Source organism: Providencia sp. Me31A (assembly GCF_050487165.1).
GTDB lineage: Bacteria > Pseudomonadota > Gammaproteobacteria > Enterobacterales > Enterobacteriaceae > Providencia.
The window spans coordinates 62,365-86,919 of the sequence record NZ_JBKQGZ010000016.1 but is presented as its reverse complement, the minus strand read 5'-3'; the positions used below and the strand labels follow the sequence as shown (position 1 = coordinate 86,919).

General features: G+C 39.1%; 21 protein-coding genes and 1 pseudogene. 10 read left to right on the top strand and 12 right to left on the bottom strand.

Annotated features, from left to right (window positions below; genetic code table 11):
• Nucleotides 1–175 precede the first annotated feature (175 nt).
• Nucleotides 176–580 (bottom strand): DUF1090 domain-containing protein, encoded by a 405-nt coding sequence (locus tag ACLPIE_RS14355; protein ID WP_430262474.1) that lies wholly within the window; start codon nucleotides 578–580, stop codon nucleotides 176–178.
• Nucleotides 581–813: 233 nt separating this feature from the next.
• On the opposite strand from ACLPIE_RS14355, the gene ACLPIE_RS14350 reads away from it, so the two are divergent.
• Together ACLPIE_RS14350 and gorA are read left to right on the top strand one after the other, a co-directional pair.
• A complete protein-coding gene (locus ACLPIE_RS14350; RefSeq protein ID WP_430262473.1) occupies nucleotides 814–1,656 on the top strand; it encodes a 23S rRNA (adenine(2030)-N(6))-methyltransferase RlmJ in 843 nt (280 codons plus the stop codon).
• Between the two features lie 138 nt (nucleotides 1,657–1,794).
• A complete protein-coding gene (gene gorA / locus ACLPIE_RS14345; RefSeq protein WP_430262472.1) occupies nucleotides 1,795–3,147 on the top strand; it encodes a glutathione-disulfide reductase in 1,353 nt (450 codons plus the stop codon).
• 91 nt (nucleotides 3,148–3,238) lie between these two features.
• Here gorA and ACLPIE_RS14340 read toward each other — a convergent pair whose 3' ends face one another.
• The 8 genes from ACLPIE_RS14340 to mobA form a co-directional block, all read right to left on the bottom strand.
• A complete protein-coding gene (locus ACLPIE_RS14340) occupies nucleotides 3,239–3,838 on the bottom strand; it encodes a glutathione S-transferase family protein (RefSeq protein WP_430262471.1) in 600 nt (199 codons plus the stop codon).
• Nucleotides 3,839–3,887: 49 nt separating this feature from the next.
• Complete coding sequence (locus tag ACLPIE_RS14335; RefSeq protein ID WP_430262470.1) at nucleotides 3,888–4,586, bottom strand: helix-turn-helix transcriptional regulator; 699 nt, start codon at nucleotides 4,584–4,586, stop codon at nucleotides 3,888–3,890.
• Between the two features lie 137 nt (nucleotides 4,587–4,723).
• Nucleotides 4,724–6,028, bottom strand: coding sequence for a carbohydrate porin (locus ACLPIE_RS14330; RefSeq protein ID WP_430262469.1), 1,305 nt, complete (start codon nucleotides 6,026–6,028; stop codon nucleotides 4,724–4,726).
• 145 nt (nucleotides 6,029–6,173) lie between these two features.
• Nucleotides 6,174–7,568 carry a glycoside hydrolase family 1 protein gene (locus ACLPIE_RS14325; RefSeq protein WP_430262508.1) on the bottom strand — a complete coding sequence of 465 codons (1,395 nt, stop codon included), beginning with the start codon at nucleotides 7,566–7,568 and terminating at the stop codon, nucleotides 6,174–6,176.
• Between the two features lie 12 nt (nucleotides 7,569–7,580).
• On the bottom strand, nucleotides 7,581–9,476 hold the full coding sequence (bglF, locus tag ACLPIE_RS14320; RefSeq protein ID WP_430262468.1) for a PTS beta-glucoside transporter subunit IIABC: 1,896 nt from the start codon (nucleotides 9,474–9,476) through the stop codon (nucleotides 7,581–7,583).
• Nucleotides 9,477–9,644: 168 nt separating this feature from the next.
• Entirely contained in the window at nucleotides 9,645–10,490 is an 846-nt protein-coding gene (gene licT / locus ACLPIE_RS14315; RefSeq protein WP_430262467.1) for a BglG family transcription antiterminator LicT, read from the bottom strand.
• A 195-nt stretch (nucleotides 10,491–10,685) separates the two neighbouring features.
• Nucleotides 10,686–11,201: a molybdopterin-guanine dinucleotide biosynthesis protein MobB gene (gene mobB / locus ACLPIE_RS14310; RefSeq protein WP_430262466.1), complete on the bottom strand. Its 516-nt coding sequence runs from the start codon at nucleotides 11,199–11,201 to the stop codon at nucleotides 10,686–10,688.
• Nucleotides 11,202–11,203: 2 nt separating this feature from the next.
• Nucleotides 11,204–11,791, bottom strand: coding sequence for a molybdenum cofactor guanylyltransferase MobA (gene mobA / locus ACLPIE_RS14305; protein ID WP_430262465.1), 588 nt, complete (start codon nucleotides 11,789–11,791; stop codon nucleotides 11,204–11,206).
• 216 nt (nucleotides 11,792–12,007) lie between these two features.
• On the opposite strand from mobA, the gene ACLPIE_RS14300 reads away from it, so the two are divergent.
• The 5 genes and pseudogenes from ACLPIE_RS14300 to ACLPIE_RS22565 all read left to right on the top strand — a co-directional run bounded on the left by ACLPIE_RS14300 (nucleotide 12,008) and on the right by ACLPIE_RS22565 (nucleotide 17,532).
• Entirely contained in the window at nucleotides 12,008–12,277 is a 270-nt protein-coding gene (locus tag ACLPIE_RS14300; protein WP_430262464.1) for a YihD family protein, read from the top strand.
• A 6-nt stretch (nucleotides 12,278–12,283) separates the two neighbouring features.
• Nucleotides 12,284–13,279: pseudogene (locus tag ACLPIE_RS14295) on the top strand (serine/threonine protein kinase).
• 35 nt (nucleotides 13,280–13,314) lie between these two features.
• Entirely contained in the window at nucleotides 13,315–13,935 is a 621-nt protein-coding gene (gene dsbA, locus ACLPIE_RS14290; protein ID WP_430262463.1) for a thiol:disulfide interchange protein DsbA, read from the top strand.
• Nucleotides 13,936–14,348: 413 nt separating this feature from the next.
• Nucleotides 14,349–17,141 carry a DNA polymerase I gene (polA, locus tag ACLPIE_RS14285; RefSeq protein WP_430262462.1) on the top strand — a complete coding sequence of 931 codons (2,793 nt, stop codon included), beginning with the start codon at nucleotides 14,349–14,351 and terminating at the stop codon, nucleotides 17,139–17,141.
• Between the two features lie 343 nt (nucleotides 17,142–17,484).
• Nucleotides 17,485–17,532, top strand: a complete 48-nt coding sequence (locus ACLPIE_RS22565) for a hypothetical protein (RefSeq protein WP_438361642.1) — start codon at nucleotides 17,485–17,487, stop codon at nucleotides 17,530–17,532.
• 113 nt (nucleotides 17,533–17,645) lie between these two features.
• Here ACLPIE_RS22565 and yihA read toward each other — a convergent pair whose 3' ends face one another.
• The gene (gene yihA / locus ACLPIE_RS14280) at nucleotides 17,646–18,257 is read right to left on the bottom strand and encodes a ribosome biogenesis GTP-binding protein YihA/YsxC (RefSeq protein WP_430262461.1); all 612 of its coding nucleotides are present in this window, start codon (nucleotides 18,255–18,257) and stop codon (nucleotides 17,646–17,648) included.
• 301 nt (nucleotides 18,258–18,558) lie between these two features.
• Here yihA and ppiA point away from each other — a divergent pair, with 301 nt between their 5' ends.
• The 3 genes from ppiA to ACLPIE_RS14265 all read left to right on the top strand — a co-directional run bounded on the left by ppiA (nucleotide 18,559) and on the right by ACLPIE_RS14265 (nucleotide 21,448).
• Entirely contained in the window at nucleotides 18,559–19,131 is a 573-nt protein-coding gene (gene ppiA, locus ACLPIE_RS14275; RefSeq protein WP_430262460.1) for a peptidylprolyl isomerase A, read from the top strand.
• 396 nt (nucleotides 19,132–19,527) lie between these two features.
• Nucleotides 19,528–20,103 (top strand): aminodeoxychorismate synthase component II, encoded by a 576-nt coding sequence (locus ACLPIE_RS14270; RefSeq protein WP_430262459.1) that lies wholly within the window; start codon nucleotides 19,528–19,530, stop codon nucleotides 20,101–20,103.
• 130 nt (nucleotides 20,104–20,233) lie between these two features.
• Entirely contained in the window at nucleotides 20,234–21,448 is a 1,215-nt protein-coding gene (locus ACLPIE_RS14265) for an aspartate aminotransferase family protein (protein ID WP_430262458.1), read from the top strand.
• Between the two features lie 48 nt (nucleotides 21,449–21,496).
• Here the strand turns inward: ACLPIE_RS14265 and ACLPIE_RS14260 are convergent, their stop codons facing one another.
• Complete coding sequence (locus tag ACLPIE_RS14260; protein ID WP_430262457.1) at nucleotides 21,497–23,344, bottom strand: hypothetical protein; 1,848 nt, start codon at nucleotides 23,342–23,344, stop codon at nucleotides 21,497–21,499.
• A 311-nt stretch (nucleotides 23,345–23,655) separates the two neighbouring features.
• The gene (gene crp / locus ACLPIE_RS14255; protein WP_004262556.1) at nucleotides 23,656–24,288 is read right to left on the bottom strand and encodes a cAMP-activated global transcriptional regulator CRP; all 633 of its coding nucleotides are present in this window, start codon (nucleotides 24,286–24,288) and stop codon (nucleotides 23,656–23,658) included.
• Nucleotides 24,289–24,555 lie beyond the last annotated feature (267 nt).

Below are 24,555 nucleotides of genomic sequence, written 5' to 3'. Positions count from 1 at the left end.
GACTAAAATTGCCTTACTTTTAGCTTAATCAATGGTTTTTAATAAACGATATGCACACTACTATAGCTTAAAATAACCAATAACTTCACCCTGATGCCTATTTTTAGGTAAAAACAGATATCAGAGCGATGAGAGTAACTAGCTTATTAATCAGGAAAAATGAAATAAGTGAAGACTACATAGCCCCTTTATAGGTCTCCATTTCTTCTTGCGCTTCTTTTAATTCAGCTTGTGCTTCCGCTAATTTACGTTCGCGCTTTTGGATTTTGCGAGTGTCGTTACCTTTTTGTTTTTCTTCTAGTAATTCAGCTTCGCGCTCCTGCACTTTCTCGGTTTTTTCTGCAACATTATTTTGGCTGTCTCGATATAAAGACTCAGGGGTGCAATAACGATTAACGTTATCGAGGGCTTCTTCCAAACCACGAACATGGTGTTGGTTACCATGTTGTTTAGCATAACTGATTTGCTCTTCAATTCTCTGTTTTTTAATTTCACAGCCATTTTGTGTTTTGGCAGCCATAACGGATGAGCTTGCAAAACACAGTAATGAAGCGGTTGTGATGACAAGTAATTTTTTCATTTTATACTCCAATTTATTTTGAAACTTGTATTTAGGATAGCGTTTTATTTTGCATGGGTCATGTGAATTTTACTGCTGACTTGGCTGTGACAATTATGATCAAATTTAGCTATAATGACGCAGAAGAATAAATACGGCCTATTTTTTATTCAAAAAGGCACTCTTTAAAGCACCTATTTAATAGTCGTCATCTAGGTGATGATTATTAAATTTCCTCAGGAAATAAACGTTACATGTTAAGTTATCGTCATAGCTTTCACGCAGGCAACCATGCTGATGTGTTAAAACACACAGTACAGAGTTTGATTATTGAATCTCTCAAAGAGAAAGAAAAACCTTTTCTGTATTTAGATACGCATTCCGGTGCGGGCCGTTATCAATTAACCGGAGAGCATGCAGAAAAAACAGGTGAATATCTCGAAGGGATTGCGCGTATATGGGAGCAACCTGATTTACCTGAGGAATTACTGCCGTATATGAATATTGTGCGTCAATTAAATGATAATGGGCGTTTACGTTATTATCCAGGGTCGCCTTTGTTAGCCAAATATTTGTTGCGTGAACAAGATAAACTGGTATTAACGGAGCTACATCCGAGCGATTATCCTTTATTGCGTACTGAGTTTTCACGTGATAATCGCGCGCAAGTTTCCAGAGAAGATGGTTATCAACAATTAAAATCAAAATTACCTCCGCAAAGTCGCAGAGGATTTATGTTGATGGACCCACCTTATGAAATGAAAACCGACTATGAAGCGGTTGTTAAAGGTGTTGTTGAAGGCTATAAACGTTTTGCAACAGGAACCTATGCAATTTGGTATCCGGTGGTTCTGCGCCAACAAATTAAGCGTATGCTTAACCAATTAGAAGCAACTGGAATTCGTAAAATTCTACAAATTGAGTTAGCTGTGCGTCCTGATAGTGACCAACGCGGAATGACCGCATCAGGGATGATCGTTATTAACCCGCCTTGGAAACTTGAACAGCAAATGAAGAATGTGTTGCCGTGGTTACATAAAACACTGGTGCCAGAAGGGACGGGGCATACGTTAGTTGAATGGGTTGTGCCGGAATAATTGGTATTATTGATAGTCATTACCAATTGAAATAACAGGTATTACCTATCGCAAATCGCTATTTATGTCATGACAACCAATAGACTGATGCGAGAAAATGAATCAATAAGTCATTCAATCAATGGGAATAACCAAATTATGAGCAAACATTACGACTATATTGCAATTGGTGGCGGAAGTGGTGGTATAGCCTCGATTAACCGTGCAGCAATGTATGGGCAAAAATGTGCCTTAATTGAGGCGAAAGCATTAGGTGGAACTTGTGTGAACGTAGGCTGCGTACCGAAAAAGGTGATGTGGCATGCGGCACAAATCTCTGAAGCCATTCGTAATTATGGTCCTGATTACGGTTTCGACGCCACAATTAATCGTTTTGATTGGAAAACATTAATTGATAGCCGCACTGCTTATATTGATCGCATTCACCAATCTTATGACCGAGTGCTTGGTAATAACAAGGTTGATGTCATTAGTGGCTTTGCTCGCTTTGTCGATGCACATACGGTTGAAGTGAATGGTGAAACTTACACCGCAGATCATATTTTAATTGCTACCGGTGGTCGCCCTGTTATCCCTGCGATTCCGGGGGCAGAATACGGTATGACGTCAGATGGCTTTTTTGAGCTTGAAGCGTTACCAAAGCGAGTTGCCGTGGTGGGTGCAGGTTATATTGCCGTTGAATTAGCGGGTGTCTTAAATGGGCTTGGAGCACAAGCGCATTTATTTGTGCGTAAACACGCACCACTACGTTCGTTCGATCCTCTGATTGTTGAAACGCTGGTGGAAGTCATGAACACCGAGGGGCCAAAACTGCACACAGAGTCTATTCCTAAAGAAGTGGTCAAAAATGCAGATGGTTCTTTAACATTGAAACTGGAAAATGGTCAGGAACATACGGTTGATGCATTGATTTGGGCGATTGGTCGTGAGCCAATGACAGATAACCTGAATATTGAAGCCACAGGTGTTGAGCTGAATGCGAAAGGCTACATCAACGTGGATAAATACCAAAATACGAATGTAGCTGGTGTTTATGCAGTAGGTGATAACACGGGAGCTGTTGAGTTGACCCCTGTTGCCGTTGCAGCGGGGCGTCGTCTATCTGAACGTTTATTCAATAATAAGCCAGATGAACATTTAGATTACAGTAACATTCCAACCGTGGTGTTCTCACATCCACCGATCGGTACCGTGGGTTTAACTGAGCCAGAAGCCATTGAAAAGTATGGTGTTGATAAGGTGAAAGTGTACAAATCATCGTTTACTGCGATGTATACAGCCGTAACCTCGCATCGTCAACCTTGTCGCATGAAGTTAGTTTGTGTGGGTGATGACGAAAAAATTGTGGGTATTCATGGTATTGGCTTTGGTATGGATGAAATTCTGCAAGGTTTCGCAGTCGCGTTAAAAATGGGCGCAACCAAAAAAGACTTTGATAATACCGTTGCTATTCACCCAACCGCAGCAGAAGAGTTTGTAACAATGCGTTAAGCATAATGTTTATATAGCTCGCTGTTAGTAAAAAGGCTAAGTTAGCTATGACTTAGCCTTTCCTGTATATTTTTCTGTATATATTGTTGGGTTATGAAGCTAACACTTCTGCAATTTCAGGAATGGTAGCTAAACTTTTCATGTAAGTTTCCATGGCCGGAGTGACTTCCATGATATTGTATCTGGCTAAAAACATCACAAATGCCCCTACATACACATCCACTGCGGTGAATTGCTCGCCACAAATAAAAGGTTTTGCACTATTTAACCCGATTTCTAAGCAAGCCATAGTGCGTTCAATAGAGCCAAACCCAGATGACTTCTGTTGTTCTTCATTAAGCTCAATACCTAAATCCTGAATGGTAAAAGCGGATTCAATTGGGCCGGCAGTAAACAGGAACCATCGGTAGTAATTGGCACGTTTAGGGCTATTTAGTGCAGGTGCTAAACCTTTTTCAATGAACTTATCCGCTAAATATAAACAAATTGCCGCTGTTTCAGTGACAACAACATCACCGTCAACAAGTGCTGGAACTTTGGCCATCGGATTAATTGCAAGGTATTCAGCAGTGTGCATATCTGCACCGTAACCTAATTCAATGCGCTTGTAGGGGACATCTAAAATTTTTAAAAGTAAGTCGACGGTATTACCACGTGACATGGCGTTAGAAAAAAGGACTAATTCGCTCATTGTTATTTCCTTATATGAAGTTGAGAACTTACTATAAGGTAAAGCGGTGTCAGAAATTGTCAGTAGGCATGCACAGCACTTCTTTACGCCATCGCTCCAGTAAATAATTTTTGGGGTAAGGGAGTTTGTTCTCAAGAGCTCGATAAGATTGAATGCGATCTAAACGAAAATGACGATAACTTTCTCGTAATTCACACCAAGCTGCTAATACTTGGGAATCTTTCATATAACCTATCGCAATTGGCCAAATTATCCGTTCACTTGATTGGTTTTGCCCATCCATATAAATCATTTGAGCTTTACACTCTTTACGTAAGCTTAGGCGTAAGTCCTTAGCTATTTCATCATTAATTTCATAGAAATGGGTTGTTGGGGCAAATAATGTATTTTGATTGAGAATTTTTTGTGCTTGCCCTGCAACCACTGCATTGATTTTGCTGATTGCGCGTAGAGCCGAGTTTTTTAATTCTGTATCTGCATTACTTTTGACCCATCGTAGACCTAAAATTAATGCTTCTAGCTCTGTTTCATCGAAAGTTAATGGCGGCAATAATAAGCCTGCTTTCAACTGATAGCCAATACCCGCTTCCCCTGTAATTTCAGCACCTTGATTACGCAAAGCGTCAATATCGCGATAAATAGAACGGATACTGACTTGCAGCTTAGTAGAAAGAGCTTCCGCAGTAATCGGGTAGCGATTTTCTTTAAGAATTTGTAATAAAGTCAATAAACGTTGAGTGCGGGTCATTAATCAGCCTATTTAAAACCAGAGATTAAGAAGTTATGCACAGAATAGGGTATTACCAAGAAAAATCCAAAAGGACTTGTGTGATTTTTAATGATTGGCCTGAAAATATATAAGGCGAACATTCAGGCCAGAGATATTTAGAAAGTAACGACAGTTTTGAAGCCTAATACCCAAGCATCGGAGGTCTGTTTTACGCCCCCTGGATTGTGCCAATATTGCACATCAGGTTGCAGTTCTAGCCAAGAAACGGGTTTGAAGCGGTAATATATCTCCGCGTTGAATGCATTAGAGGTAATAGGTCGGAAAAATGGGTCATTATAGTCGGTGATGCCAAATTGCGCATTATGCTGTTTTTGCCCTTTCGCAAAGTGGTCACTTAATTCAACATAAGAAACTCCGACTCCAATCCAATCTTCTGGTCTTGCATCAAACAATCCACGATAACGAAGGGAACTCGAAACCACGTAATTCATAAAATTGCTGCGCTCATCATGGTAGCTCCCACTTAGCGATAAACTCAACCCCCTGTTAGGGTCATCTTGGTGGCGAGTTAATTGTTGGTTCATGCCGCTATAGATAAACCATGTACTATTATAGCTCTTGTCTTTATAGAGATCTTGTTGTCTGGCATTGGTATATAACACACCGAGGTTATATGCTCCCGGTAATTCATTAACAAAGGTACGGCTTTCTATTTCTAAAGGTAATAAAACTCCTTTGCTTCCCTTGGTTGACCAACTCCATGCGTGGCTTCTCTCTGGTGCTCGAGGATTTTGTTCCATGACGCCCGTTTTGATGGTGATTTCTGGGGTGATTTTATAGCTTACAGTAGTTCCCCATGTGTGAACATTCCAATTGCTCCAGACGAGGGCATTTGCTGATTTACCGCCACATTGAGTTCGTAGTTGATAGTCACAAGGAATAATTTGATCAAATTCTTGTACTTTATTTAACATCCCAATACGCCATGTGAGGCGGCGTTCATCAAAACTGCGGGCAAAAGTCAGCCAACCTAGGCGTGTAATTGAGCCTCCACCAGCACTCTCTTGAGTCTGATCATTATTTGGTATGCGAGGGTCTTGTATCCGTTTTAAGGTGAGGTCATCATTATGATTTCGGTTAACAATATTCCCTTCAATACGCGCATCAGGAATACCGGTCCAACGTTCGAGATCTTGGGTAAATGTAAAAGCAAATTGGTCAATATAAGCGGTGTGTTTGTCATCGTTATAACCACCATCTAAATTATAAGCAACTTGGCTTAAATAATTACTATGAAATGAAAAACCGTGATCTGACAAAATAGGACGAATACCTAGCATATCACCAAAAACCCCTTTAGGGGGAGGCTCAAAACCTAATACAGTACCATTCCATGTTGGCTGATTAGCAATAGCAGGTAGTGTTAAAAATAGCAGTGAAAATATAAATTTCTTATTCATTTATAATAGAACCTATTTTAAGACGAGAAAAATAAATACATAAATTTTTATTATATTGAATATGGGTTGTGCGAGATTAACCTACATAAACAATGTTATTTAGGGGCTTATAAGTAATAAACCCCTAAGTATTTAATTAATTTAATTAGCGAGTTAATAACTCACCTTTTGACTTGATGATTTTTTGATACCAATAAAAGCTTTTTTTACGTTTACGCTCTAGCGTACCGTTGCCTTGGTTATCTCTATCGACATAGATAAAACCATAACGTTTAGACATTTGTGCATTTGAAGCACTAACGAGATCTATAGGCCCCCAACTGGTATAACCCATAACATCTACACCATCTTGAATGGCTTCGTGTACCTGAACTAAATGATCGTTAATATATTGAATGCGGTAGTCATCAATAATTTCTCCCTCTGGGGTAATTTCATCAATGGCACCTAATCCATTTTCAACAATAAATAAGGGTTTCTGGTATCTATCCCATAATAAATTTAATATTGTTCTTAACCCTACAGGATCAATTTGCCATCCCCATTGTGAACTTTCTAAATGAGGGTTAGGGATCATACTAAGAATATTTCCTCGTTTCTTATTATATTCTTCTTTATCTGCGGTAATGCAGCCCGTCATATAATAACTGAAGGAGATAAAATCGATAGTTTGCTTAAGATCTTGTTTATCTTGCTCGGTAATATTTAGATTAATTTGATTATCTTTAAAATAACGCAGCATATAACCAGGATAAGCCCCACGACATTGTACGTCGCCAAAGAATAACCATGTACGGTTTTCAGTCATTGCTTCCCAAATATCATTGGGTTTACATGTTAATGGGTAAACTAATCCACCGAGCAACATATTTCCTATTTTTGCATCAGGAATAATATCATGGCATGCCTTGGTTACTCTTGCACTCGCGACAAGTTGATGATGGATAGCTTGATAAACTTCGGTGAGTGAACAGCTTTTTTCGAGCCCAACTCCTGTCATTGGTGCATGTAATGACATGTTGATTTCATTAAAAGTTAGCCACAGTTTGACTTTATCTTTATAACGGTCAAAGACAGTACGTGCATAACGCTCGAAAAATTCAATAGTTTTACGGTTTCCCCAGCCACCATATTCGGTGACCAAATGGTAAGGCATTTCATAGTGAGATAGAGTGACTACAGGTTGAATATGGTGTTTTGCCATCTCGTCGAATAATTTATCGTAAAAAGCGAGTCCTTCTTCATTGGCTTGTTGTTCATCACCACGAGGAAAAATACGGCTCCACGCTATCGAGGTACGTAAACAAGTGAAGCCCATTTCAGCAAAAAGAGCGATATCTTCTGGATAGCGATGATAAAAATCGATAGCGACATCTTTAATATATTGGTCGTTATTACTTCGTTCAACAACCTCTCCAAAAATACCATTGGGCTGAATATCAGAGGTGCTCAATCCTTTTCCTGCTGTTAAATAAGCCCCTTCGGCTTGGTTTGCCGCAATGGCACCACCCCATAAAAATGTATTAGGAAATTTCGTCATCATTTTCATTCCTTATTTCGGATTAACTGTCATGAATTTAAGACCAGAATTAATTGACTGGTTGAGCATGGGTGTTTCAACGGCGGCGTAATCATCACTATTGCTAATAATGATTGGCGTTGTTAAGTCATAACCAGCTTCAATGATTTTTTCTAAATCAAAGGTGAGAAGCAGGTCACCTGCTTTGAACGTATCCCCCTGTTTAACTTGAGGGGCAAAGTAAAGGCCATCGAGTTTTACGGTATCGATGCCAACATGGATCAATAACTCAATTCCATTTTTGCTTAATAAGCCTAATGCATGACCTGTTTTGAAGAATGAGCCTACCTCGCCGTCGAATGGGGCATAGACTGAGCCAACGGTTGGAACAATGGCTGCACCTTGACCGAGTAACCCACTGGCGAATGTTTCATCAGGGACGCTTGTTAAAGGTACTGCATGTCCGGACATAGGGGACAAAATATCATTTTCAGTTATAGGTTGAGTCGCAACATGAGTAGGTTTAATGAGCTTATCTTCATGTTTAAGTCCAAAGAAGCGCGTTGCTAGACAAGCAAAAACAAAAGAGAGCAATGAACCGAAAATTGCACCCCAGACGGTATTGTCAAAGCCACTTGCAGGGATAATTTGTGTGAATGTGAAAATGTTTACCAAACCAAAAGAGTAGGTTAGCGTTTGGCAATAACCGATAATTGCCCCACCAACCCCACCACCGATACAGCCAAAAATAAATGGGCGGCGAAGTGGTAAAGTAACACCATAAACGGCGGGCTCTGTAATACCAAAGATACCCGCGGTGACCGAAGAACCTGCCATAATACGCATTTTTGCATTACGCGTGGCTAACATCACGCCAAGAGCTGCTCCAACTTGCCCAGCAACCGCTGGGAGTAGCAATGGAACGAGTGCGTCTTGCCCATATACACTGAGGTTATTGATACTAATAGGAATAATACCCCAATGTAGGCCAAAAATAACACAAACCTGCCAAATCACTCCCATGAATGCGCCTGCAACAACGGGGGTAAAGTTATAAATAGCTTGAAAAGTATCTGCGATTAATAGGCTTAACCACGTTGCAGATGGGCCAATAACTAAGAACGTTAGAGGAACGATAATCAGTAAACATAAGAATGGCGAAATGAAATTTTTCATTGCCGCAGGTAATATTGCATTCAGTTTTTTTTCTAATAAACAGCTAAGCCAAGCTGCAAAGATAATAGGAATAACGGATGTGCTGTAATTAATGAATGTGACAGGAATACCTAGAAAATATTCAGGAGCTGCACCCGTTAGGCTTTGTTGAAATGCTGCTAACATTGAAGGATGTACCAGTGCCCCCCCAATAGCCATAGTTAAGAATGGGCTTCCTCCAAATTTTTTACCTGCGGTATAACCTAGTACTAAAGGGAAGAAATAGAATAATGAATCACTGGCCGCAAACCATAATTTATAAGTAGCACTTTGTTCTGATAACCAATTAAGCGTGACAAATAAAGAAAGGAAGCCTTTCAAAATCCCTGAGGCCGCCATTACTCCTAGTATTGGCGTGAATATACTGGAGACAATATCAATAAAATGGCTAAGGATATTTTCTTTGTCTTTTTTCTCGTCAGATTTTTCACTGTTTTCTTCGGGGGAAAACTCTGCCGTTATATCTTCTTTGCCAATGAGTTGGTTTATGGCGGTATAAACCTCATGCACATGGTTACCAATAACTACCTGAAATTGGCCCCCGCTTTCAACAACAGTAATCACGTCTGAGTTTTGTTTTAAATGCTCAGGATTGGCTTTTTTTATTTCTTTAAGTTTAAAACGCAAGCGCGTTGCACAATGGATCACATTGACGATATTGTCTTGGCCGCCGACATCGTGAATGATTTGTTCTGCTAAAGGTTGGTACTTCATAAATATTCCTTTATCACTTTATGATGAACACTAGCGCTATTAATGAATGTGCAAAAAAAAACCTGATACCCACTCCCCCAATGAGGAGAGTGATAATCAGGTTTTGCCCACCATAGCTGGTGGTAACAATCCATCCGGTTTTTATTCGTTGTCAATCAAATAGCGAATTCAATTTTGTTGTAACGAGTTCTCTTTTCTCACACGCTCAATATGGATAGTAAGAAACATACGTTCCTCATCCGTTAAGATGCGCTGGTATTTTTTTTGTAAAAACTGGCTTATTTTTTCGGCACATTGCCAAGCAATGGCATAATTTTCTTTAATCACAAGATGCATGGAAACATCGTCATTTGGCACGGGGTCATTACTCATCATTCGATGAGCAAAAAACTTCAAATGCGTGACAAATCGTTGATAACTTAGTGTTTCTTCTTGATATTCAACACTTAGATTATATTTCACGATATTCATGATTTCTTGCATCAGTTCCATCGTTTGCATAACAACAGGCATTTCACCTGTCAGTTGTGCATTGACTAAGTGCAAAGCGATAAACCCTGCTTCATCAATAGGTAACTCGATACCGTGGCTTTGCCTAATTCGTGCTAATGAATCTAACCCTAATTGGTACTCTTTTGGGTATAAACGTTGTATTTCCCATAACATGGTATTTGTGATAGCAAGCCCCTTTGTTTGTCTTTCGAGGGCGTAATTGCAATGGTCGGTTAATACAACGTACAAACTTTCATTTAGCTGGCCTAGTTGGCCTTGAGCATGCTGAATAATTTCATCACAAGTCTTCATAACAGAAATAGGAATATGGCTAAGTAATTCACTAAGCCGAGCAGTTAACTCATGGCAACGTAACTCAAAGACTTTTTCAATTTTCTCTATGTCGACGACATCATGTGCTTTTTTTTGGAAGGCTAAACCTCGTCCCATAACGACGAGTTCCTGATGTTTTTCATTCAGGGCAATGACCACATTGTTGTTTAATATTTTTGCGATCTTCACGTTAAATCCCCTAAAACGAAAAAACCCGATAGTCCAATGATAGTTAGTTTCATCGGCGTATCAGGTTTTGCCTGCCAATAGTGACAGTAACAATCCAGCAATTTTGTTCTTTCGCACTTTAATCAAATAATCAGTGTGATTCAAACATTAATGCTTGAAAGTGTGAGATACCTCGTGTTGCATTGTGTAATTAATCTAAATTTTATGCCACCAAGAGACAATGTAATCAGCGATTTGTTCTGGATTATTGATATCTAATTGGGGGAGATTGGTGTCGATAATTTCATTACTCGCAACAGCAACCACATAGCTATCAATTAAGCCTTCAAGAGGTTTTCCTACTTCTGAACGAAATAGTGCGATTTTATCGATTGTTTCATGTTTAAAGCCTTCAACTAAAATAAGATCTAACGAAGCAGGATCGAAACGGCTAGCTAGGTAGCGAAGATCCATTTCATTAGTTTGTGGTGTTTCAGTCATCAATGCCCAACGCTTTTCGCTAGCAACTAAGGTTTGATCTGCGCCTGCTTTACGTAGTTCAAAACTATCCTTACCTGGTTTATCCACGTCCATATCATGGTGAGTGTGTTTAATTAAACCAACGCGAACATTGCGTTTACGAAGTAATGGGATGACTTTTTTTAATAATGTGGTTTTGCCAGTACCGCTATAAGCGGTAATCCCAAGTAGGGGTAAAGTATTGTGGTTCATGGTTATTTTTGTTGCTGCTCCCAGTTATGGCTATCTTCCAGAGTATTTAAATTTACGAAAGAATCAGTTTCTGATGAAAAAATGACGCCTTTTGCAGCAATTTTACGCATAAAGAGCATCAGTTTGCGATCGCCTCTTGCAAGGTAATCATCAAGTTGATTTTTGAGAGAGTAGTGCAATAAAGCGAATGTCGGGTGCTCTCGTTCGCTATCTTGCGCATAACAGGCAAGGTGGTCGCCTTTTTCTCTAAACATTTTTTCCGCTAAATTAAGTGGAAAATTAGGGACATCGCAAGGTACAAATAGCAACCACTCAGTTTTGGCGTGATGCAACGCTGCTTGCATTCCAGCCAGTGGGCCAGAAAAATCGTTATTTAAATCAGAAATAACCGTCAGGTGACTCTCACTGTAACGTGCTTGATTACGGTTTGCATTAATGATGACTTGGCCTACTTGAGGGCTCAAGCGCGCTAAAATATATTGGTAGAGTGGTTTTTTGAGTAAAGGAACTAAACCTTTATCTTGCCCGCCCATCCTGCTTCCTCGGCCGCCTGCAAGTATGACACCTGTTATTGACTGACGAAATGACATGTTCAATATCCTTGAATATCTTCAAGAAAATGTTTCAACATTCCTAGAAAACACTTTCGAGTATAGTAATTGCTAAAATTTATTCTATTTTGCTATAAAATCAATGAATATTCGCCTAACTTACAGTTAAACTTTACGTAGATTGACAACAGTTCGCTTTTTCTCTTGTATGATTATTGGTAACTTGTATCGAATATTCGTGATAAAGGAATAAACATGAAATGCCATCGCTTAAATGAAGTTATCGAGCTTCTACATCCTGTTTGGAAAGATAACTCAGATCTAAACCTTGTGGAATTATTACAAAAACTGGCAGATGAAGCAGGTTTTAAAGGCAGTTTGTCTGAGTTGACCGATGATGTGCTGATTTATCACTTAAAAATGCGGGGTACAAACAGTAATGATGTGATCCCTGGGTTGAAAAAAGACTATGAAGATGACTTTAAAACCGCCATTTTACGTGCCCGCGGCATCATTAAAGACTAGAGCGCGATGGACGAAATAGAACATTCGGATTTCCATTTTAGTGGGATTTCCCCTGATTTAATTTTAGATGCCTTGATGGAAGTTGGGATTTACCCTGAGTCAGGCTTAACTGAATTAAACAGTTATGAAAATCGAGTTTATCAATTTCAAGATGAAAATAGACAACGCTTTGTCGTTAAATTTTATCGCCCTGAACGTTGGAACCGTTCTCAAATTCAAGAAGAGCATGATTTTACGCTTGAGTTATTAGATGAAGGTCTATCGGTTGCGGCACCACTTGAATTTGCAGGACAAACTGTATTGGAGTTTGGTGGTTTTATCTTTGCTATTTTTCCGAGTATCGGTGGTCGGCAATATGAAACTGACAATTTATTCCAGTTAGAAAGTGTAGGCCATTTATTAGGTCGAATACACCAAATTGGTCAACGTAGGGATTTTGCATTTCGTCCGACTATTGGTATTGATGAGTACCTTGATAAACCTCGTCAAATTATCGCGTCGAGTACGTTGATTACTGAACGCTATAAGCCACAATTTATTGCGTCTTTGGACGCTCTGATTGCGCAAGTTAAATTGCAATGGTCAACCTCGTTTTCTTCAATCCGCTTACAGGGTGACTGCCACCCCGGTAACATACTGTGGCGAGATGAAGCTTGGCTGGTGGATTTTGACGATGCGCGAAATGGGCCGGCTATTCAAGATTTATGGATGTTACTTAATGGACCACGCCAAGAGCAAGTGATGCAATTGGACACATTATTAGAAACGTATAACGAGTTTTGTGATTTTGATGTAAAGCAACTGAAGCTGATTGAACCTCTTAGGGCGATGCGCATGGTGCATTATCTTGGGTGGATTATTTGACGTTGGCAAGACCCTGCGTTTCCTCGGGCATTTTCATGGTTGCAAGATGATGATTTTTGGCAAAAACAATCGCTCGAATTTACTCAACAAATTGAACGGTTGCAGGATACCCCTTTGCAGTTAACCCCTCAGTTTTAACTTTTAAGACTTTGTTTTTTTGGAGAGTGTAGTATATGAAAAAAATTATGTTGGCTTTGCTTGGTATTACCATGTCTTTTGCTGCTACAGCGGCAAATTATACAGAAGGTAAAGAGTACACTGATGTTAAACCTGTACCAAACCTGCCACAAGTTTTGGAATTTTTCTCTTTTTATTGCCCACACTGTTATCAATTTGAAAATGTGTATAAAGTGCCTCAGACAGTAGAGAAAAACCTACCAGAAGGCGTGAAAATGGAACGTTATCACGTTGATTTTTTAGGACCTTTAGGTGCTGATTTAACTCAAGCGTGGGCTGTGGCTATCGTATTGAATGCAGAAGATAAAGTGACTCCAATCTTGTTTGAAGGCATTCAAAAAACGCAAACAATCAACACTAAAGCAGACATTCGTAATGCATTTATTAAAGCGGGTATCTCTGGTGATGAATATGATGCAGCGTTAAATAGCTTTGTCGTGAAATCTGTCGTGGCGAAGCAACAAAACGCAGCGCAAGATCTGAAATTACGCGGTGTTCCTGCGTTGTTTGTTGATGGAAAATATCAAGTTCGTAACAATGGTATTTCTGTTGATAACACGGCGGATTACGGAAAAGAGTTCTCTAATGTTGTTAACTTCTTAGTTAACAAGAAATAAATGTTATTGGTGGTGGCAAACACAGTCACCACCAATATTCAAACGGTTAAATAAATCAATATCCACAATTTAACAACTCCCTCCTTCTTGTGTATAGCCAATCTTTTTTTAGCCTAACTCATTGATTTTAATTTTTTGTTTTTTCCACGTCTACGTATGTGACCTATTAAATTTACTGAGTATTATAAATTTACGCACAGGGTTATCCACAGGATATTATTGCTATGAGTGATTAAACTAGTCGTGAACATTTGTTTATATGAGCAATGAGGTGGTAATTTATTGGAAATAAATCGCTATTTGGATAGATTTTAGCAAAGGGATTAAGATGAATATAAAACTTGAGATGTATCTGAGGGCACATTATGGCATCCTATTGGCATTCGTTCCCAATTAAAAGATGATGACAGATTATGGCTCAGATTGCAGAAAATCCCCTTATTTTGGTTGATGGTTCTTCTTACCTATACCGTGCTTATCATGCATTCCCTCCGCTGACGAATAGTGCAGGTGAGCCAACTGGTGCGATGTATGGTGTGCTTAATATGCTACGTAGCTTGATTATGCAGTATAAACCTAGCCATGTTGCGGTTGTCTTTGATGCGAAGGGAAAAACATTTCGTGATGAATTATTCGAAAGTTATAAATCTCACCGCCCACCAATGCCTGATGAACTTCGTGCTCAGATAGCACCGTTACATGAAATGGTTGAAGCTATGGGACTACCATTATTGGTGGTGCCGGGGGTTGAAGCTGATGATGTCATCGGAACATTAGCATGTGAAGCTAGCCGCAAAGGTATGCCAGTATTGATCAGTACCGGTGATAAAGATATGGCGCAGTTGGTTGAGCCAAACATCACTCTTATCAATACCATGAATAATACTATTTTGGGGCCTGATGAAGTCAAAGAAAAATATGGCGTGCCCCCTGAGCTGATCATTGACTTCTTAGCACTAATGGGTGACTCATCAGACAACATTCCCGGTGTTCCCGGTGTGGGAGAAAAAACGGCTCTCGCGTTATTGCAAGGGATTGGTAGTTTAGAAACGATTTATAGTGACCTTGAAGCCATCGCGCCTTTAGGGTTTCGAGGCTCAAAAACATTAGCACCAAAAATGGCTGAAAACCGTGAACTGGCTTTTTTATCGTACCAACTTGCGACCATAAAAACGGATGTTGAGTTAGAAAAAACTTGTGAGGAATTGCAAGTTGCTCAACCTGATGCGGATAAACTGCATCAATTGTTTAGCCGTTATGAGTTTAAACGCTGGTTAGCAGATATAGAAAGTGGCACTTGGATGGATGGCAAAAACACCAATACAAAAGTGCCAACGAGCCAAACCGCTGTCCGTGCTAAAGCGATAGCGCCCTCTGTACCAACGTTGAGTGCGGAAAATTACCAGACTATCTTAGATGCTGAAAGTCTTGCTCGTTGGATCGAAAAGTTAAGTACGGCATCTGTATTTGCTTTTGATACTGAAACTGACAGCTTAGATACGCAGGAAGCTCGTCTTGTGGGTATGTCGTTTGCTATTGAAGCAGGGCATGCGGCGTATTTACCCGTGGGTCATGACTACCTTGACGCGCCAGTACAACTATCTCTTGATGAAGTATTACCATTGATGAAACCGATACTTGAGAACGAAAATATTCTCAAAATTGGTCAAAACTTAAAGTATGACGCAGAAGTTCTTGAAAACTATGATATTGAGCTAAAAGGTATTGGCTACGATACCATGCTAGAGTCCTATGTCCTTAATAGTGTTGCAGGAATGGGGCGTCATGATATGGACAGCTTGGCTGAACGCCATTTAAACCATAAAACAGTCAGTTTTGAAGAGATTGCAGGTAAGGGTAAAAAACAACTGACGTTCAACCAAATTGCGTTAGAAGAAGCAGCGAATTATGCGGCAGAAGATGCCGATGTAACGTTATTACTTCATCAAGCATTGTACCCACAATTGGAAGCAGAGCCGAAGCTCAATCATATATTCCAAAATATTGAAATGCCATTAGTTCCAGTATTAGTCAGAATGGAACGCAAAGGGGTATTAATTAATGCGAGTGTGTTGGCGGCTCAATCAAAAGTGATCACAGCTCGCCTAGCGGAGCTTGAAAAAGAGGCATTTGAATTAGCTGGAGAAGAGTTTAACCTTGCTTCGCCAAAGCAATTGCAAACTATTTTGTTTGAAAAGCTACAATTGCCTGTTATTAAGAAAACGCCAAGTGGGGCGGCGTCAACTAATGAAGAAGTACTTGAAGAGCTGGCGTTGAATCATGCCCTGCCAAAACTATTGCTTGAGCATCGCAGTTTAGCAAAATTAAAATCCACCTATACAGACAAACTGCCTCTGATGATCAACCCACGTACTGGACGAGTGCATACCTCTTACCACCAAGCAGTCACAGCAACAGGGCGTTTATCTTCGCGGGACCCAAACCTGCAAAATATCCCCGTGAGAACCGAAGAAGGGCGTCGAATTCGCCAAGCGTTCGTGGCACGTGAAGGCTATAAAGTGATGGCGGCGGATTATTCACAAATTGAATTACGTATTATGGCGCACCTTTCACAAGACAAAGGCCTATTAACCGCATTTGCGGAAGGTAAAGACATCCATAAAGCAACGGCGGCAGAAGTTTTTGGTGTGCCTCTTGAGCAAGTCACCAGCGACCAGCGCCGCAGTGCCAAAGCGATTAACTTTGGCCTGATTTATGGTATGAGTGCATTTGGTTTGGCTCGTCAGCTCGGTATTCCTCGTGGCGAAGCTCAACGTTATATGGATTTATACTTTGAGCGTTACCCCGGAGTCCTGCGTTATATGGAAAATACGCGCGTTCAGGCATCAGAACAAGGTTACGTTGAAACGCTGGAAGGCCGCAGGTTGTATCTTGCTGATATTAAGTCGAGTAATGGCATGCGTCGTAAAGCGGCTGAACGTGAAGCTATTAACGCCCCAATGCAGGGTACGGCGGCAGATATCATTAAAAAAGCGATGATTGCGGTTGATAACTGGTTACAAACGGAAAAACCGCATGCAGATATGTTAATGCAAGTCCACGATGAGCTGGTGTTTGAAGTGAAAGAATCGGAGTTAGAGCGCGTACAAATGCAAGTTCAAACACTGATGGAACAAAGTATGAAATTGGATGTTCCCTTAAAAGTGGATGTGGGTATCGGTGATAACTGGGATGAAGCCCATTAATATCTAAGTTTTTACCCAACTAAAAAATCAAACGCCTAATGGGGTTTTCATTGGGCGTTTTTTTATACATCTTAATAAATCGGTATTTATGCGGTTGAAATTATTTACTACAAAATGATTATAACTTTTCGATAACTCACTAATTTTTCGTTGTAAAAATCTAATATTACTGACATTTTTATGTGATATACATCTCATAAAAATGTAATAAAAATACGTTTTATAATGTTAAATTTTGTTTATTCTTTGCTGAATCGTAATAAGCTTTGAAAAAAAACTACAAAAAGCCTTTTTTTCGAATGAAAAATAAAGTACAGTATTAGGCGTAGGGTACAGAGGTAAGATGTTCTATCTTTCAGACCTTTTACTTCACGTAATCGGATTTAGCTGAATATTAGCTGCTCCAGTCAAAATTTTTGACTGGAGCATTTTTTTATCAAAATTTCAGTAAATTAGAGTCGGAGATGAAGCTGTGAGCCATTTCAGGCTCACACAGTAAGATGATCAAGCGGGTGTGCTATACCAGCTATCTAGCTTAATACGAAGTTTATCAATGCCAATTTTTTTCAGTGCGGAGAAATATTCAACTTCAATGTCCCCCTCCAATGGTGCAAGCGCTTGACGTACTTCTATCAATTGTTTTTTTCTTGCACCAGAAGCGAGTTTATCTGCTTTCGTCAATAAAACGAGAACAGGTACGTTCATCGCAACAGACCATTCAATCATCTGCATGTCGAGATCTTTCAATGGATGTCGAATATCCATTAATACGACAAGTCCTTTAATACACTCTCTTTTTTGTAGATATTCGCCAAGTGCTTGTTGCCATTTGCGCTTCATTTCTTCAGGAACTTCGGCATAACCATAGCCAGGAAGATCAACAAGGCGAACACCTTCCTCAACTTCAAATAGGTTGATTAGCTGAGTTCTTCCGGGGGTTTTACTAGTACGTGCTAAGCTTTTTTGCTGTGTTAATGCGTTTAAAGCGCTTGACTTACCCGCATTTGAGCGGCCAGCAAAAGCTACTTCGATCCCGGTATCTTTTGGTAGATGGCGGATATCGGGTGCACTGATGACAAATTTTGCCATCTGATAGTTATGATTTTTGATTGCCATTCGTCTTTCTCCCTGAGTTAGCCTCAAAAGGCTGGGGGATTATAGCTTTGCTTATGGCTTTTCGACAACTTGAAATATCCCTTGTGCGGCCTTTTGGACACTATAGAAATAATAAAATCTAAATAAACTAAAAATGGCCGCTAATTCAGGTGTTTTTTAACTCAATTAGCTGACAGTTTAACGTATTTAGTGTGTTTTAGGTTTTGGGCGTAAATATAGGTAAATCTTTAGCAATCTTGCTCGCTTAGCTCTAAAATTGCTTGATTGCAGTTGTAATAAGTCACAATGAAAGGGATCTTACATGTTAAAACGAATTTTTGTGCCACTTTTGGCCGCTTGCGCAATCAGCGCCTCCCCTCTTGCATTATCCGCTGATGAGACTTACGTTAAATTAGTCACTTCTGCGGGTAATATCGAATTAGAATTGAACAGTAAAAAAGCGCCCGTTACGACAGAAAACTTCGTTCAATATGTGAATGAAGGGTATTATAACGGAACAACCTTTCACCGTGTGATCCCTGGCTTTATGATCCAAGGCGGTGGTTTCGATAAAGATTTGCAGCAAAAACAAACTCGCGCGCCAATTAAAAATGAAGCCGATAACGGTTTACGGAATTTACGTGGCACAATTTCAATGGCTCGTACTGCCAATAAAGACAGTGCCACCAGCCAATTTTTTATTAATGTTGCTGATAACGCCTTCTTAGATCACGGCCAACGTGACTTTGGTTATGCTGTGTTTGGTAAAGTGATTAAAGGTATGGATGTGGCAGATAAAATTTCTAAAGTAAAAACAGAGAACGTCGGTCCATATCAAAATGTTCCTGTTGAGCCGATTACAATTATTTCTGCTGAAGTGATTAAAAAACCATAGTCGGTAAGGCTGAGTAGGTGAGCCCTGTCTTACCTACTCTCATGTTTTAGGCTATTTTCCTTTCATACGATTGATCTTTTATCAAATTAGTGTGAAGAGCACACCAATTTGCTTCTTTTGAGAACCAAGATACTTCCTTGTATTTAAAGTGATTCTTAACTTAAATGTATAATTGTTATATGGATGTAAAGATAATCCCATGATTTTTATATGGAAAATTTATCTGATAAAAAGCATACATTGACGTAATTAGGCTATTTTCCTGTCTTGGCTGTGCTATTATAGCCGCCCTTATCGTTTTTAGTGGTGTTTTAATCATCGTTCTGATTGCCAATACCAGTAAAGTATGCATAAGGCAATAATATATAATGATAAAAATCGGTCGGATAGGCTAATATGCTTCTACTTATTGATAATTACGATTCATTTACCTACAACCTATACCAATACTTTAGCGAGTTAGGGGCAGAGGTTGTTGTAAAGCGTAATGATGAAATTACCATCGAAGAAATTGAACAACTTTCGCCTACACATCTTGTGATTTCCCCTGGGCCATGCACACCAGATGAGGCAGGCATTTCTCTCGAAGCAATAAAATACTTTGCGGGTAAATTACCCATTTTAGGTATTTGCTTAGGGCATCAGGCGATTGGTCAGGCTTTTGGCGCATCGGTTGTAAAAGCGCGAGAAGTTATGCACGGCAAAACATCAGCAATTCACCACAATCATCAAGGGGTATTCAAAGGTTTGAATCGTCCGTTAACGGTGACGCGTTATCATTCTCTGGTGATTGCGGCAGAAACACTCCCTGTTTCTTTCGACGTATCAGCATGGTCACTGAATAATGGTGATGTTGATGAAATCATGGGAATACGGCATAAAACCTTACCTATAGAAGGCGTTCAGTTCCATCCCGAAAGCATTTTGAGTGAACAAGGTCATGAACTACTAAATAACTTTCTCAAGTATTAGCCCTGTAATGTAGTCGATAAAAAAATTAATTATGCATATTCCTCCCCTAGCTATTGCTCTTTTGTGATTTTTTATTCATATTTAATGCTTATAATTTCACTATAGCATTAAAAAAGAGCAGGTGAGGGGTATGTCAGAACAACAAGCAGTCAATCGACACACTTTTGATCAGGTTATGTTGCCTATTTTTTCGCCAGCTGAATTCATTCCTGTTAAGGGTGAAGGTAGCCGTGTTTGGGATCAACAAGGTAAAGAATACATTGATTTTGCAGGTGGGATCGCAGTTTTAGCACTAGGTCATTGTCATCCAAGCCTTGTGGCTGCTGTTCGTGAACAAAGCGAAAAACTTTGGCATGTGAGTAATATTTTTACCAATGAACAGGCGTTAAAACTGGCTCAAAAATTAACGAAAGCTACGTTTGCTGACCGTGCATTTTTTGTTAACTCAGGTTCTGAAGCGAATGAAGCGGCATTCAAGCTTGCGCGTCGTTATGCCATTACCAAATATAGCCCATATAAAACAAAGATCATCGCATTTAAGCAAGCCTTTCATGGTAGAACCTTATTTACCGTTTCGGTTGGTGGGCAAGCGAAGTACGCAGATGGTTTTGGGCCAAAACCTGCCGATATTATTCACGTACCCTTTAATGATCTTGATGCAGTTAAAGCCGTAATTGATGAAAATACTTGTGCCGTGGTATTAGAACCTGTTCAAGGGGAAGGCGGTGTTACCCCTGCGACATTAGAATTCTTGCAAGGAGTGCGGAAACTGTGTGATGAAAATAACGCATTGCTGATTTTTGATGAAGTGCAAAGTGGTATGGGGCGTACGGGTAAGCTGTTTTCTTATATGCATTACAATGTGACGCCTGATATTTTAACGACTGCAAAAGCGCTGGGTGGCGGTTTCCCTATCAGTGCCATGATCACGACAGATGAAATAGCTAAAACGATGGAAGTCGGTTCACATGGAACCACCTATGGCGGTAATCCATTAGCTTGTGCGGTAGGCAATGCGGCATTCGATATTATTAATACTGAGGAAGTGCTAATTGGTGTTGAAAAGCGTCGTGAGTTATTTATCGCTCATTTGAATAAGCTCAATGAAAAATACGGTATTTTTTCTGAGATTAGGGGAATGGGGCTACTAATTGGTGCAGAACTTGATAGTAAGTTACAAAATCGCTCAAAGGATATATTACAAGCGAGTGCGGCGGAAGGCTTGATGATGCTTAATGCCGGAACTAATGTATTGCGTTTCACGCCATCACTGATAATTTCCGAGGAAGAAATTAATAGCGGAATGGTGAAGTTCGAAAATGCCATTAAAACGCTATTAGCGTAATAAGATTAAATACCCAAAGAGAATTATCTCTTTGGGTTCTTCTTATTGTTATATATTTATTAATTTTTTATTTAGCTGCATTTTTTCTGATTGAATCCCCGCTTTCATTATCGGTAAGGAGATTATACTTTTTTGCTCATTATCATTACTGAAATCTAGTTGGTAGTATGTTTTATCGTCGTTGTTTTTCATTGAAATTAAGCCATTGCTATCTGTTGAAAAAATCTCGTTAATTGGTTCATCAAATAGAGAGTAATTATCGCTGAAGTTATCTTCATCATAATTAGAATATAGATCTTCCATGTCAGAATAGTGTTCATCAAAATAAATGTCATTATCTGAATGATGTTCATCATCTTGGTTATTGGTACTATTCGTGTCGAATGAGTTATTTTTAAAATTTTGTTGTGATACGTCCAGATGGACATTGTGTTTCTCTAACCCATTAATATAATTAGATAATAATTTTGTTATATCTTGCCCTTCAATCGAGCCTTTGGGGAAATTTTTTGGCGATATGGTTAAGATAACTTGAAAATTATCTAAGCTTATTATATAGCGATGTAATTGATTTTTATCATGGTTATCTGTTAGATAATTATTAATATTATTAAATACCGAAGAGAGTAATGCAGTTTTATTATCTCTTTGTGTTTTCTCTATTAATTGATTGTTGTTGTTATTATTTAAAGTCGAATTTTTCATCTGCCTTTTGAAATTATTCTCCTGTAATAGCTCTAAAAGTTCATTACTGAATGCCAGAGAAGGGGATGAACTTTTATTTAATGCATTGAAATTGTTAGAGCTTCTTGTTTTGGCATTTTTTTGAACAAGTGCGAGTGAATTATTTTGCTTTTTTTCTTCTACTAATAGATTTCTATTGTTGCTTGCTGTTTTACTTAAGACATATGAAGGCAATACAGAAGCAGTTTGAACATTTGCTGAATGTTCCTGTATTCTTTTCATTGTGGTTGCTGGTACATGCGTTGTCGTTCGTTGTTTTATATGAGTAGCTATTTTAGATGGAAATCTATCTTGAGTTTTGATTGGTAGTGATATTAGTTTTTCAAACTGTTGAATTTTTTCTTTCACATTGCTAGAGGTTTGGTTCCCCATCGACGAGGCAAAATGAGCTGGCTTTTTAGTGTGGAGGATTGGACTTTGTGCCAGCTCCTGTAGGTTTTTTTCAACGATGGTATTCCAAAGCGAGGAGAGTGTATTTTTAGTCTGTAAGGGTTTTTCGGTTAGCGTATCCTTATTAGTCTGAAGAGATATAAGTTTTTCAAAACGTATAACTTTTTCTTTCACATTACTTGAGGTATTGTTTTTCATCAATGGAGTAAAATGCGCTCGCTCATTAGAGTGAGGGGCTGGACTTTTTGCCAGTTCCTGTAGGTTTTTTTCAACGATGGTATCCCAAAGCGGGGAGAGTGTATTTTTAGTCGGAGAGCGACCTTCGGTTAGCATGCTCTTATTAACCTGATTTGCACCTTGTCGGGTTTGCATTGGTGATGAAGGGCTTACATCAACGTTATCTAAGTCTTGTTTTACCGCGATAGGCTGTTCTGATTTGGAGGCGATATTTTTTGTCATTGGAAAACGAAGTGTTGTTTGGCATGCTTTATTTGTTCTCCCCAAACAGCAATTTGAGTTGTTAATCAACGAATTTTTCGGCGATAAATTTATAATAGGTTTTTCAGTGTCAGCGCTATTTTTATCATAATTAATAATTATCTTTATATTTGGCATCGTATTTTCCATTGAATTCGTATTTTTAATATTTATTAAGTTTTGCACAATGCCATTTGCCTTTATTCTTATTTCTATCGAGTTGGTTTTATCGCAAGTCTCAATAGAACATGTTGGGTTAATATTTGATTTTTGAATACTATTCATAAATTAAAAATTCCTTAATCATTAATGAGTGGGATATTTTTAATCTTATATGAGGAAAAATTACTTAAATATAAAGAAACGAGGTTAGTATGTATTTACCTAATAATTCGAGTTGTATGCATACGAACGATAAAGATACTCTTGTGAACAGACACAAGTATGTGATTCGGCTAGTTGAGTGCAGTTAACACCCTGCAACTTGAGTATGACAAGTATAAAAGAATTGATCGTAATTTTAAAAATAGGTATGGCTGTTAGAGGCAAAAGATAACCCTGCATCAGTGGTAAATGATACAGGGTTATCTTAAGAGTTAGCGAGTACCGTAGACAACAATGGTTTTACCATGCGCAGAGATCAAATTTTGATCTTCAAGCATTTTCAAAATACGGCCGACAGTTTCACGAGAACAACCAACAATTTGGCCAATTTCCTGACGGGTGATCTTGATTTGCATCCCGTCTGGATGCGTCATAGCATCAGGTTGTTTCGCTAGATTCAATAGAGTTTGAGCAATACGACCAGTCACATCTAAGAAAGCGAGGTTACCCACTTTTTCTGATGTTGTCTGTAGGCGGCTGGCCATTTGCGCAGAAAGACGCATTAAAATGTCAGGGTTTACCTGAATCAATTGACGGAATTTTTTGTAAGAAATTTCTGCAACTTCGCAGGCGATTTTCGCTCTAACCCACGCAGTACGTTCTTGCCCTTCTTCAAATAAACCCAGTTCACCAATGAAATCCCCCTGATTTAGGTAGGAGAGGATCATTTCTTTGCCTTCTTCATCTTTAATTAAAACAGCCACTGATCCTTTAACAATATAGTAAAGGGTTTCTGCTTTCTCACCCTGATGGATCAGAGTGCTCTTGGATGGATACTTATGAATATGGCAGTGTGACAAAAACCATTCAAGAGTAGGGTCTGTTTGTGGCTTGCCGAGAACCATTAGCGTTATCCTCTGTATGTTATTGCAGCCATTCGGAAAAGCGTACCAGAAAGGCTGGCTTTAAAGTCACTAGCTTAGCATATTAATTTGCCTTATATACCCTAAATAATATGGAGAGCTAAATAACGTCAGCACTCTGGTTGGTTAGGGGAAAGCAAATTGATATCAACACTATAATATAATCAATAAAACGGTTGAGTTTTGATCTTAATCCTATCAACTAAGTATTGTTTGTAGCATATCCGATACAGAAAGTCTCCCCTGTAT